This window comes from Variovorax sp. 05L425 (assembly GCF_056397705.1).
Window position 1 is genome coordinate 166,110 of record NZ_JBFTNY010000009.1, and the last position, 12,640, is coordinate 178,749.

Consider the following 12,640-nt stretch of genomic DNA (forward strand, 5'->3'; position numbering starts at 1 on the left):
CCTAGCGACCGGCGGCGGCCGTGGCAAGTGCGGCCAGGGTTTCTTCGACCTGCGGCGGCTCGCTGGTCTTGACCTGCGCCTGGATCTCCTGGAGCAAGGTCGCCGCGGCCTGGACGCGGCGCGAGGCGGGATCGAAATAGCGATTGATCGATGCCGACACGGAAGCCAGTTCACTGCGGGCTGTCTCGACCTGCCGCGAAAACACGGAAAGCCGGGCGTTGAGCAGCTTGAGCTTCAGGTTTTCCCGCAGGAAGAATGTCTGGTCGGGCGTGAGCAGCACCGCTTCGGGTCGCTCGATGCGACCGACGCGCAGCAACGAGCGGGCCTCGTTCTGCACCAAGAGAAGGAAGCGTTCCCACCATGGCGCACCGGGCGGCAAGGGTTCGGTCTGGAGCGAATTCACGCCCCTGCCACGTACCGCGACCGCGTTGCCCACTGGCAGGTCATCGACGCTGCGGATCAGTTCGTCGATTCTCTGAAGCGCGTCGCCCGCATCGCCGTTGGCAGTGGCGCGCAGCCTGTCGGCATCGTGCTGCATCGCGCGCTGCAACGGCGCGAGACGCGGCTGCGCGGCGCGCGCGATCCGCAGATCGCCGGCCTTGAGTGCCGCCAACAGCGGCTGCACATTGCCCGTGACCTGTGCCTGCTGCAATGCCAACCGGACGGCGGCCTCGATGTCGACCACCAGGTTCTCGTCGCGGGAGCGCGACAGGCTCTGCATGAGTTCCTCGAGTTGCGAGCGCTGGAGTGCAACTTCACCGACGCGCGTTTCGGTCAGGGCAAGACGCGCGGCCGTGTCGCGAACGACCTCCTGCGCCTGCCGGGCAAGGGTCCGGGCTTCCAGGGACTGCGCCAGGGCGTCGGCGCTCTGGCGCGCGAGTTGTTCCTGCATGCCGCTGACCCGTTGCCAGAGCGTGATCGAGACAATGAGGGCGACCACCGCGACGACCGCAAGCAGTCCGAGCAGCACCCTCGACAGCAGCGCAGCGGCGGCCGAAGCGCCGGCCAGGGGAGCGGCCTGCACGGTGGGGCGTGCGGTGGAATCCGGCACGGGCTCGATCAGGACGGAAGCGTCGCTCATGCGAAGGATTCTATCGACGCGATCAGCGCCGGCAGGGACGGGTTCGAGATGCGGACGCTGCCGAAACCCGCGGCACGCGCGGCATCCGCGATGCGTTCGTGCGTGGCGATTGCACGCGCCGCGCGCCAATCGGTGTCGGGGGTCATGCGACGCAGGTTGGCGATGGATTCCGAGCTGCTGAACAGCCAGATCAGCGAGCCGGCCGCGGCTTCGACCGCCGCGCGTCGCTCGTCCTCGCCGAATGCGGGTGCCAGCCGCCGGTAGGCGGCCACGGCGTCGCAAGTGCCTCCCGCCTCAGTGATCTCGCGCGCGAGCCATTCGCGACCGGTGGCCTGTCCGGACGCGTCCCCGCCCCGAACGATCAGCACCCGCGTGCCGGGCCGCACTTGCGGTCGCACAAGCTGCCAAAGGGCCTCGGAATCGAACTGCGCGGCGTCGGAGGACGGCGCGTCGATCGACGACGCAGGCACCCCGGCTTCGCGCAGTCCGCGTGTCGTACCGGGGCCGGTGGCCCAGAAGCGGCAGCGCGCGTCGGCTGCGACAGCCGTATCGCGAAAGAAATGCCCGGCCGCCGCCGCGCTCACGAACATCAAGGCGTCGTAGTCGTGAATCCGCTGCCGCGCGGCATCGAGGGCTTTGGGGTCATCGAGCGGCGCGATGGTGATCAGCGGCAACGCGACGGCATCGCATCCCGCCGCACGCAGCGCGTCGACCCATTTCGCCGCCTCTTGAGCGGGGCGCGTGACGATCACTCGTCGCGGGATCATTTCAATGCGCACCCGCCGCGCGGAGCATCCTGGCAGCGGTGTCGCCGAGTGCCCCTGCCTGGGCAGAGTCAGCCGCCTCCGCGACGGCATGCACGCGCACCAGCGGCGCTGCGCCTTCAGGGTCGCCCCAGGCCGCGTCGATACGCAGCGCGCCCGTGGGCTGCCACCGCGCATGTGCCGCCAAGGGCATCGAGCAACTGCCGCCCATTGCGCGGCTCACCGCGCGTTCGGCTGCCGTGGCGAGCCCGTCGGGTCGGCTCGACAAGGGCGCCAGCAACGCGATCAGGTCCGCACGATCTGCACGGACTTCGATGCCGAGCGCGCCCTGGCCGGCAGCGGGCAGCATGGTGTCAGGCTCGAAAGTCTCGCGAATACGGCCTTCGAGACCGAGCCGCTTGAGCCCGGCGGCCGCCAGCACGATCGCGTCGTATTGCCCTTCGTCGAGCTTGCGCAGTCGTGTGTCGAGATTGCCGCGCAAGGGTTCGATCCGCAGATCGGGTCGGAGCGCGCGAAGCAGCACCACGCGCCGCAAGCTCGACGTGCCGACCACCGCATTCATGGGCAGCGCCTTCAGCGAGGGATAACGTGGCGACACCAGTGCATCGCGAGGATCCTCGCGCTCCAGCACGCAGGCCAGCGCGAAGCCTTCAGGGAGATCCATCGGCACATCCTTCAATGAATGCACCGCGATATCGGCGCGCCCTTCTTCGAGCGCGAGTTCGAGTTCCTTGACGAACAGGCCCTTGCCGCCGACCTTGCTGAGCGAGCGATCGAGGATCTGGTCGCCCCGCGTCGTCATGCCGAGCAGACTGACGGTGTGGCCCTGTTCTTGCAGCAGCGCCTTGACATGTTCGGCCTGCCACATTGCCAGGCGGCTTTCGCGCGTGGCGATCACGATGTTGCTCAAGACCGTTCCAGTGAGAGAGAGTACCTGTGGGGATGCTAGCATGTTGCGCCGCAGCAACGTCGCCGCAGGCCCATCTGACGAGGAGAAGTTTCGAATGAAGACGACCCCCTCCCCTGCAGCCCCCAAGCGCAGGACGAGTGATGAAGACCAGCCGCTGATTGCTGACATCCGACTGCTCGGACGCATCCTGGGCGACGTGATCCGCGAGCAGGAAGGCGAGGAAGCCTATGCGCTGGTGGAGAAGATCCGCACGCTGTCGGTCGCATTCCGGCGCGATGCGGACCACGCGGCGGACCGCGCTCTCAAGAACCTGCTCAAGGGCCTGAGCGCTGCCGAGACGGTGAGCGTGATTCGCGCCTTCACCTACTTCAGCCACCTCGCCAACCTGGCCGAGGACCGGCATCAGATCCGCCGCCGCACCGAGGCCGAACGTGCCGGAGACAGCGCCGAGGGCAGTCTGGACGTTGCGCTCGCACGCATCCGAAAGGCCGGCATCAAGCCTGAAGCGGTGGTGGAATCGCTCGCGCACAGCTACGTCTCCCCGGTGCTCACGGCGCATCCGACCGAGGTGCAGCGCAAGAGCATCCTCGATGCCGAGCGCGCGATTGCACAACTGCTGGTCGCGCGCGACGAGATCGCGTTGCGACAACTCGCCTTCGCAGGCAAGAAGGACGCGCTGACGCCGCACGAGTACGCGGAAAACGAGAAGCAGATGCGCACCCGCGTCACGCAGTTGTGGCAGACGCGCCTGCTGCGCTTCTCCAAGCTCACTGTGGCCGACGAGATCGAGAACGCGCTCAGCTATTACGAAGCGACATTTCTGCGCGAGATCCCCCGCGTGTACGCCGAGTTGGAAAAAGCCCTGGGCAGCGGCGGCAGCATCCCCTCCGTGGCGCCCTTCCTGCGCATGGGCCAGTGGATCGGCGGGGACCGCGACGGCAATCCCAACGTGACGGCCGAAACGCTCGAATACGCATTGCGCCGCCAAGCCGAGCTTGCACTTCGCCACTACCTGACCGAAGTGCACTTCCTGGGCGGTGAACTCTCTTTGTCGGCCACACTGGTGGACGTGTCGGTGGAGATGCAGGCACTGGCCGAGCGCTCGCCCGACAAGAACGAGCATCGCGTGGACGAGCCCTACCGCCTCGCGCTCACCGGCATCTATTCGCGGCTTGCGGCCACGTTGCGCGACCTCACCGGCGGACAGGCCGCGCGCCACGCGGTGCCGCCGCAGAACCCCTATCTCCATGCCGAGGATTTCCTGGCCGACCTGCGCACCATCGAGGAATCGCTCGTGGACCAGCACGGCGCGGTGTTGGCCACCCCGCGCCTGCATCCGCTGATCCGTGCGGTGGAAGTGTTCGGCTTCCATCTCGCCACGGTGGACCTGCGGCAGAGCTCGGACAAGCATGAAGCCGTCGTGGCCGAACTGCTCGCCACTGCACGCATCGAGCCTGACTACGCCGCGCTGGCCGAAGAGGCCAAGCAGACGCTGCTGCTGCGTCTTCTGGATGACGCACGCCCCTTGCGCGTGCCCGATGCGGACTACTCCCCGCTGGCAAAGAGCGAACTCGCGATCTTCGCGGCGGCACGCTCCGCGCGCGCGAGGTTCGGCGCGGCAGCCATCCGCCACTACATCATCAGCCATACCGAGACAGTCAGCGATCTGCTGGAAGCCCTGCTCCTCCAGAAGGAAGTGGGACTGCTGCGCGGCACCCTGGCCGAGAACGCCACCTGCGACCTCATCGTCGTGCCGCTGTTCGAGACCATCGAGGACTTGCGCAACGCAGCGCCGATCGTGCGGGCCTTTTATGCACTGCCCGGCATCCATGCCCTGATCCAGCGTTCGGGCGCCGAGCAGGACGTGATGCTCGGCTACAGCGACAGCAACAAGGACGGAGGCATCTTCACCAGCAATTGGGAGCTCTATCGCGCCGGCCTGGCGCTGGTGGCGCTGATCGACGAACTCAATGCGGAAAGCCGTGTGCCGATCCGGCTGCGGATGTTCCACGGCCGCGGCGGCACAGTGGGACGTGGCGGCGGTCCGAGCTACCAGGCGATCCTCGCGCAGCCGCCCGGCACGGTGCGCGGGCAGATCCGGCTGACCGAGCAGGGCGAGGTGATCGGTTCGAAGTACGCCAATCACGAGATTGGCCGGCGCAACCTCGAGACGCTGGTAGCGGCCACGCTGGAGGCGACGTTGCTGCCGACAGCAAAGGCGGCGCCAAGCGCCTTCATGGCCGCGGCGGCGGAACTGTCGACTGCCAGCATGGCCACCTACCGCGCGCTGGTGTACGAGACGCCCGGCTTCATCGACTACTTCTTCAGCGCCACGCCGATCCGCGAAATCGCGGAACTCAACATCGGCTCGCGGCCTGCTTCACGCAATCCGAACCGCAACATCGAAGACCTGCGCGCGGTACCGTGGAGCTTCAGCTGGGGGCAATGCCGGCTCACGCTGCCCGGCTGGTACGGCTTCGGCTCCGCGATCGAGCAGTTCCTGGCGGCGGGCAATCCGGCGGCTCGCAAGGAGCGCCACGCGCTGCTGCAACGCATGTACGTGCAATGGCCCTTCTTCCGCACGCTGCTGTCGAACATGGACATGGTGCTCGCCAAGAGCGACCTCGCCCTGGCCTCGCGCTACTCGGAACTGGTGGCGGAACGCAAGCTGCGGCAGAAGATCTTCTCGATGATCGAGGCCGAATGGCACCGTACATCGGACGCGCTGGTCGTGATCACAGGCGCCCGGCAGCGGCTGGAGGGCAATGCCGAGATGCAGCGTTCGATCCGGCATCGCTTTCCCTACATCGATCCGCTGCACCACCTGCAGGTCGAATTGATGCGGCGCTATCGCGCCGGGCAGGTGGACGAGCGGCTGCAGCGCGGCATTCACATGTCGATCAACGGCGTCGCAGCGGGGCTGCGGAACACCGGCTGAGGAAGGGCGAGAACACGCGTCGTCCGCCGACACCTACACCAACCAGCGGCGAATGAGAAATAAAGGGTATGCAATGAAGAGTACCCTGTCCCCTACGTTCACAGCTCTCGCAATCGCGCGGCGGCTCAAGGGTCGTTCACAGGAATCTTCGCCATGTCTTCCCCGCAATCGCTTGCCCGTTCCCCAATCGACTTCGTCAGCGGCGACTTCGATGCTCTGGCAGCTCACATGCGACATTGCGCGCTGGCACAAGGGCGATGGTTTGCCGTCGGGAGCCATCTACAGCGGGTGCGTTCGGTCGCCGCCGGCCGCATCGTGACGATGGCCTGCGTGGCCATCGTGCTCGCCATCGGACTGTTCGCGGTCGCTTGAGCGCCGCCGCGGTCGTCGACCGGCTCAACGCGCTCAGCCGGTACGCACGCCATCTCCTCCTGGGTCCGCACCAACCGGTCGAACCACCGATCCGCGCCGAACTGTTCGGCGCGCAACGCTTCGAACAGCACGGCCACAGCCTGGCCCGTGCACAGGTGGTGGAGCGCGGCAGCTCTCGCGGCGACGCCACGCCTTTTTTCCCGCGGGTCGACAAGAACCTCGAATCGCTGCGCGGGGCCTTCGACTACATCGCGCTGATTTCACAGAGCGGGCGCTATGTGCCCCCTGCGGCCGAATGGCTGCTCGACAACTTTCATCTCGTCGAAGCGCAGCTCCAACAGATTCGCGAGGGCGTGCCCCGCAGCTACTACGCGCGCCTGCCCAAGCTCGCGGCGGCGCCGTTGGCCGGGCTGCCGCGCGTCTACGGCATCGCCTGGGCCTATGTGGCCCATACCGACAGCGTGCTGAACAATGAGCTGTTCACCGCCTTTCTCAACGCCTATCAGGACGTCGACGAACTTACGCTGGGCGAACTGTGGGCGCTGCCGACCACGCTGCGCGTGGTGCTGCTGGAAAACCTGCGGCGCGTCACCGAAAGCATCGCCGAGAACAAGGTAGCGAGCGAAGTCGCGCACGCGGCGTGGGATGCGGGCGAGTCGCTTTCCGTGCAAGACCTCGATGTGCTCTACCGTGCGCTGCAAAGCCGCGGCATGCAGGAAAGCTATCTCACCCAACTGTGGCAGCGCCTGCCGGTCGAGCACGGCAACGACGCGCCTGCGCTCGTCAAATGGACCGAACAGCACTGCCCGAACGGCCCCGCGCTGATCGCGGACGCGCAGACCGCGCAGGCCGCCGCCAACCTCACGGTGGGCAATATCATCACGACGCTGCGCATGATCGGCCAAGTCGAGTGGGCCGACCTGATCGAGCCGGTCAGCCGGTCTTTGCGCGTGCTGCGCGAGCTTCCGAGCTTCAGCCGCGAAAGCGAAATCACGCGCCAGCAGATTACGCACGCGATGGAGCAGGTCGCGCGCATCAATCGCCGCCCCGAGCGCGAAGTCGCCCAGGCGGTCGTGCGGCTGGCCTTCGATGCCGCGGCCAATCCGCACGAGCTGGACGACGCGAACCGCTGGTCACTGGCCGAGCGAACGGCAGGCTACTACCTTTTCGGCGAAGGCCGTCCGGCATTGACCGCCGCGCTGGCGCCTGCGCGCGGCAACGGCGCGCTGCCGCTTTCTCTGCGCAAGATCGCCCACCGCAACTGGCGCCTGCCGCTCTACCTGCTCACGATCGTCACCGGCACTGCGCTGTTGCTGGCTGCGGCGGTACACGGCTTGAATCGCGCCGGATGGCCGGACGCGGCGTGGACTTCGATCGTAGCGCTGGTGCTGCTTGCATGGCCGCTTTCCGAAGCCGTGATCGCGCTGGTGCACCGCATCGTGGCAGAGTCGACCCGGGTGCGCCCGCTGCCGCGGCTGGATTTCGCGGAAGGCATTCCGCAAGTGCATCGCGTGCTGGTGGTCATTCCGTCCATGCTGAGTTCGCTCGAAGCCAACGCGCAGCTCGCCCATCGCCTCGAACTCCACTGGCTCGCGAACCGGGAGGACCATGCGCAGTTTGCGCTGTTGACCGACTGGGCCGATGCGCCGCTTGCCTCGATGCCTGACGACGCGGCCTTGCTGGACGATGCGGTGCGGCGCATCGCAGCGCTCAACGAAACGTATCCCGCACCGGCGGGCGCTCCTCCGCGCTTCGCTCTGCTGCATCGTCCGCGGACCTGGTCCGATACCGAACAACGCTGGATGGGCTGGGAGCGAAAGCGGGGCAAGCTCGAGATGCTGCTGCGCCTTCTTGCCGTCGACGATGCGAGCGGCTTCGTACCCACGGCCGGGGGACTGCAGCTCGCGGCACGCATCCCCTATGTGTTGACGCTCGACAGTGACACGGGCCTGCCCCCGGGCACGCTGCGCGAACTCGTCGCGGTGGCGGCGCATCCGCTGAACGCGCCGCAGATCGACGGGGCCGGCCAGCGCGTGACGGCTGGTTTCGGCATCTTCCAGCCACGCATCGTCACACCCTTTCCCGAGCGGCGCGAGCGCTCGCCGTTCCACTGGATGTTCGCGGGCCAATGCGGACTCGACCCCTACAGCAACAGCGCTTCCGACCTCTACCAGGACGTCTTCGGCACCGGATCTTTCACCGGCAAAGGCCTGCTCAACGTGCAGGCCGTCCATGCCACGCTGGACCGGCGCGTGCCCGACGGCGTCGTGCTGAGCCACGATCTGCTCGAAGGCACGGTGGCCCGCTGCACCGTGGTGAGCGACCTGGTCCTGATCGAAGACCATCCGCACCATCCCGGCGTTGCCGCCTCGCGCGTCCACCGCTGGACGCGCGGTGACTGGCAGCTGTTGCCGCTGATGCTGCGCGCACGACGCTTCGGCATCGACGCACTCGGACTGTGGAAGATGGGCGACAACCTGCGGCGAACCATGGTCGTGCCGGCGTCGACGGCGTTGCTCGCATGGGTCGTCTTCACCGATTCGTTCCCGTTGAACTGGGCGCTCGCCGCCGTCGGCGCGGCGCTCGTGCTCGGCCCGTTGCTGGGGGCGCTCGCAGGGTTGGTGCCGACGCGGCGCTCGATCGAACTGCCCCACTTCTTCGATGTCGGCGTCGCGGAGTTCCTGCGCGCCACGGCCAGCGCCGCGTGGCAATTCGTGCAACTGGCAGCGCAGACGCGCCTGCTGCTCGATGCCTCCGCGCGCGCCGCGTGGCGGCTCGTCGTGAGCCGCCGGCATCTGCTCGAATGGACGACTGCGGCCCAGGCGCAGACACAGGCGCGCTATGACCTGCAGGCGTTCTTGCGCAGTGCAGCGCCCACGAGCGCCGTCTGCATGGCATTCGCCGTCGCGTCGTTGTGGAGCCCGTATCCGCAGCTGGGCGCCGCTCTCTTCGTGCTGTGGGCGCTGGCCCCCGTCGCCGCGTGGTGGAGCAGCCGCATGCCGGCGAAGACCGAAGGCGAACTGAGCACCGAACAGCGCGGCTACCTCGAAACGTTGGCACGCGACACCTGGCACTTCTTCGAGCATGTGGTCGGGCCCGAGGACAACCACCTGCCGCCCGACAACCTGCAGCTCGAACCCGAACCCACCATCGCGCACCGCACATCGCCGACCAACATCGGCATGTACCTGTTGGCGTGCTGCTGCGCGCGCGAGTTCGGGTGGATCGACACCAAGGCGCTCGCCGCCCGGCTCGCCGCGACGCTCGACACCATCGACCGCCTCGACAAGCACGAGGGTCATCTCTACAACTGGTACGACACACGCACGCTGAGGATGCTGCCGCCGGCCTACGTGTCGAGCGTGGACAGCGGTAACCTGGCAGGCCATCTCATTGCCGTGGCACAGGCCTGCCGGAGGTTCTCCGCCGGAAACGCCGAGCTGGAGATGCTCGCCCAGCGTTGCGAGACCTTGTGCGCCGGCATGGATTTCCGCGGGCTCTATGACACCAAGCGCCACCTCTTCCACATCGGTCTCCGGGTGGAAGAGAACGCGCTGGATGCGAGCTACTACGACTTGCTCGCCTCCGAATCGCGCCTCCTGAGCTTCCTTGCCATCGCCAAGGGCGACGTGCCGCGGCGCCACTGGATGGCGCTCGGCCGGCCCTTTCTTTCGGTGGGCGTCAAGCCGGGCCTCAAATCCTGGTCGGGTTCGATGTTCGAATACCTGATGCCGGCGCTCGTGATGGCGGAGCCGGTCGGCGGCTTGCTGCAGGTGGCGAACCTCGCCGCGATCTGCGAGCAGCAGGCCTTCGGCTCCATGCAGAACCTGCCGTGGGGCGTTTCCGAGTCGGCCTATTTCGCGCAGGACCATTCGCTCGCCTACCAATACTCGCCCTTCGGAGTGCCGCGGCTTGCGCTGCGTCGCACGCCGCCGACCGATCGCGTCGTCGCGCCTTATGCCACCGTGATGGCGGCGCTGCTCCGGCCGGCCGACGCGGTCGTGAACCTGCGGCTGCTCGAGTCGCTCGGCGGACGCGGCGAGTTCGGCTTCTTCGACGCGATCGATTTCACCGTCTCGCGTCAACCCGCGGGGCAGCCTTTCACTGTCGTGCGCAACGTCATGGCGCATCACCACGGCATGTCGCTCGTGGCCTTGTGCAATGCCGTCCGCGACGATGCGCCACGCCGCTGGTTCGGCAGCGCGCCGCTGGTGCAGGCGCACGAGTCGCTGCTGCACGAGCGCACGCCGCGACAGATCATCGGCAGCGCCGATCCGCGCACGCCGCCGGAGCCCGCGACTGGCGAGGCGCCGCCGATCTTCCAGCCGCGCGTGGTCGATCCCATGGAGCCAAGCTTTCAGCCCACGCACTTGCTGTCGAACGGCAAATACACGGTGGCCCTGCGTGCCAACGGCGCCGGCGTGAGTCGCTGGCGCTCGTTCAACGTGAGCCGTTGGCGGGACGATCCGCTGCGCGACAGCTACGGCACCTTCTTTTACGTGCGCGACACGCACAGCCCCGCGCTCTCCTCACTGACCGCCCTTCCCGCCCCCGGAGAGCACTGGCGCTACCGCGCTCGCTTCCTGGCCGACCAGGTCCAGTTCGACGCGAGCGGGCCCGGGCTGCAGGCGCGCATCACGGTGCTCATCAGCCCGGAGGACGACGCCGAACTGCGCACGGTTTCGCTGCACAACACTGGCAGCGAAACGCGCACGCTGGATCTCATCTCCTTTTTCGAGCCGATGCTGTCCAACCCCAAGGCTGACGAGGCGCATCCGGCTTTCGCCAACCTCTTCGTCGAAAGTCGCTGGGAGCCGGCCTGGCGCGCGCTGCTGATGTCACGCAAGCCCCGTTTGCACGGCGACCCGGGGGTGGCTGCCGCGCACTTCGTCGCGGCGGTCGATGCACGGGTGCTGTCCGTCGACTGCATGACCGACCGGCGCGCCTTCGTCGGACGCAATCGCGCACCCGCGACGCCGGCGTTCGACCCACAACCTTTGGCGCCCGGCGGCACGCCGATCAACGGCCTCGATCCGATCGCCTGCCTACGCGTGCGTCTTTCGATTGCACCGGGCGCCACCGCACGCGTGACCTTCGCGACCGCCGCCGACGAAAGCGTCGAAGCATTGATGCCCAGCATCGATCGGTACCTGCAGCCGATGCACGTCGAACGCGCGACACGCATGGCCGCCACGCTGGCGCAGTTGAGGTTGCGCGATCTCAGCATCGATCCCGCCAAGAACATCGCGCTGCAGGACCTCACCACTATCCTGGCCAACACCACGCCCCGCGTGATGCGCGATCGGGGCTGATCGACCTGCGGCAGATGACTAATCCCCCAACAGCTCCCCGATCGGCTGCAGGTCCTCCACGTGGTCGCAGATGGCCTTCGCGACCATCATGATCGGAATCCCCAGCAGCAGCCCCCAGATTCCCCAGAGCCAGCCCCAGAAGATCACGCCGACGAACACGGCGACCGGATTCATGCGGCTCGAACGACTCGTGAGGAAGGGCATCAGCAGACTGCCCACCAAGGTATGGATCAGCAGCGAAACCCCACCGACCAGCAGCCCCATCTGAACGGTATTGAATTGCAGGAAGGCCAGCAGCCCCGCGGCCGCCATGACGATGACCGACCCGATGTAGGGAATGAGGTTGGTGATCGCCGCCACGATGCCCCACACCGCGGCGTTCTCCAGCCCGATGGCCCAGAAGGCAAGGCCCGTGGCAACGCCGACCAGTGCGCTGGTCAGGATCTGGACGATCAGGTAGCGCTCGATGTGGTAGGTGATGTCGTCCAGCACATGCACGGTGATTTTTTTCTTCTGAAGGCTGGGGCCCGTGATCTTCACGAGCTTGCGGCGAAAGGTATCCCCCGAACCGAGGGCAAAAAAAGTCAGGAAACCAACCAGCGTGAGCTGCCCGGCCGCAGCGATGAGGCCGACAGTGCCGCTCCACAGGTAATCGCGCACGTTGAAGGACGGCCGCTCGACGATCACTCGCGCCACGCCTTTCCGGGCCGCGACCTTGGCCGAGTTTTCTTCCGCAGCCTGTTCGATCTGCGCCGCGGCTTTCTGCACCGTATCGAGCGCGCTCGGGTCAGCGTTGCGGGGACCTGTGTGCATCGCCAGACGAAGCTTCTGCGCGGCGACGGGCAATGAATCGAGCAGCGCCGAAGCATTGCCGGAAAGCGAATAGCCGGTCCAGCCGAAGGCGCCGCCGATGCCGAGCAGGATCACGGCCGCGCCGATCCAGCGCGAGATCTTCCAGCGCTCGAGCAGATCGACCAACGGCGACAGGGCGTAGGTCAGCATCAGGCTCACCAGCAGTGGAATGAAGACTGCCGCCGCCCAATGCAACGCAAACACGCTGGCGAACACGGCCAGCACCACCAGCGACGCACTGCGCACGTCGACCGGCATGTGCAGCAGGACGCGTTCGGGTTGCGTTTCCGCAGACAGGGCTTCCTCTTCGGTCTCCGCCTGGGCCTTCGATTCGGACTCGATCACGTCACTCATGACCTAACCTCCGTGCTGCGCACTGCGGTGCGAGCTTGCTTGGGGCGGCCCGGCGCG

General features: G+C 67.1%; 7 protein-coding genes. 3 read left to right on the forward strand and 4 right to left on the reverse strand.

What is annotated here, in order from left to right:
- Position 1: 1 nt before the first annotated feature.
- The 3 genes from AC1DN9_RS12945 to hemC are packed head-to-tail and all read right to left on the reverse strand — an operon-like array spanning position 2 to position 2,797.
- Entirely contained in the window at positions 2-1,081 is a 1,080-nt protein-coding gene (locus AC1DN9_RS12945) for a uroporphyrinogen-III C-methyltransferase (RefSeq protein ID WP_478100697.1), read from the reverse strand.
- The gene (locus tag AC1DN9_RS12950) at positions 1,078-1,848 is read right to left on the reverse strand and encodes a uroporphyrinogen-III synthase (RefSeq protein ID WP_478100699.1); all 771 of its coding nucleotides are present in this window, start codon (positions 1,846-1,848) and stop codon (positions 1,078-1,080) included. Before AC1DN9_RS12950 ends, AC1DN9_RS12945 begins: the two co-directional genes overlap by 4 nt.
- Position 1,849: 1 nt before the next feature.
- Positions 1,850-2,797: a hydroxymethylbilane synthase gene (gene hemC, locus AC1DN9_RS12955; protein WP_478100701.1), complete on the reverse strand. Its 948-nt coding sequence runs from the start codon at positions 2,795-2,797 to the stop codon at positions 1,850-1,852.
- 52 nt (positions 2,798-2,849) lie between these two features.
- Between hemC and ppc the strand changes: the two genes are divergently transcribed.
- The 3 genes from ppc (at position 2,850) to AC1DN9_RS12970 (ending at position 11,377) form a co-directional block, all read left to right on the forward strand.
- On the forward strand, positions 2,850-5,693 hold the full coding sequence (ppc, locus tag AC1DN9_RS12960; protein WP_478100703.1) for a phosphoenolpyruvate carboxylase: 2,844 nt from the start codon (positions 2,850-2,852) through the stop codon (positions 5,691-5,693).
- A 153-nt stretch (positions 5,694-5,846) separates the two neighbouring features.
- Entirely contained in the window at positions 5,847-6,065 is a 219-nt protein-coding gene (locus AC1DN9_RS12965; RefSeq protein ID WP_478100705.1) for a hypothetical protein, read from the forward strand.
- Entirely contained in the window at positions 6,062-11,377 is a 5,316-nt protein-coding gene (locus tag AC1DN9_RS12970) for a glucoamylase family protein (protein ID WP_478100707.1), read from the forward strand. Before AC1DN9_RS12965 ends, AC1DN9_RS12970 begins: the two co-directional genes overlap by 4 nt.
- Positions 11,378-11,395: 18 nt before the next feature.
- On the opposite strand, the gene AC1DN9_RS12975 is transcribed toward AC1DN9_RS12970, so the two are convergent.
- Positions 11,396-12,583, reverse strand: coding sequence for an AI-2E family transporter (locus tag AC1DN9_RS12975; protein WP_478100709.1), 1,188 nt, complete (start codon positions 12,581-12,583; stop codon positions 11,396-11,398).
- Positions 12,584-12,640: the final 57 nt, after the last annotated feature.

Excerpts from the sequence above, each read along its gene's own strand:
- AC1DN9_RS12950 (WP_478100699.1), bottom strand. The coding sequence starts at position 1,848 with ATGATCCCGCGACGAGTGATCGTCACGCGCCCCGCTCAAGAGGCGGCG.
- AC1DN9_RS12975 (WP_478100709.1), bottom strand. The coding sequence starts at position 12,583 with ATGAGTGACGTGATCGAGTCCGAATCGAAGGCCCAGGCGGAGACCGAA.
- ppc (WP_478100703.1), top strand. The coding sequence starts at position 2,850 with ATGAAGACGACCCCCTCCCCTGCAGCCCCCAAGCGCAGGACGAGTGAT.
- AC1DN9_RS12945 (WP_478100697.1), bottom strand. The coding sequence starts at position 1,081 with ATGAGCGACGCTTCCGTCCTGATCGAGCCCGTGCCGGATTCCACCGCA.
- hemC (WP_478100701.1), bottom strand. The coding sequence starts at position 2,797 with ATGCTAGCATCCCCACAGGTACTCTCTCTCACTGGAACGGTCTTGAGC.
- AC1DN9_RS12965 (WP_478100705.1), top strand. The coding sequence starts at position 5,847 with ATGTCTTCCCCGCAATCGCTTGCCCGTTCCCCAATCGACTTCGTCAGC.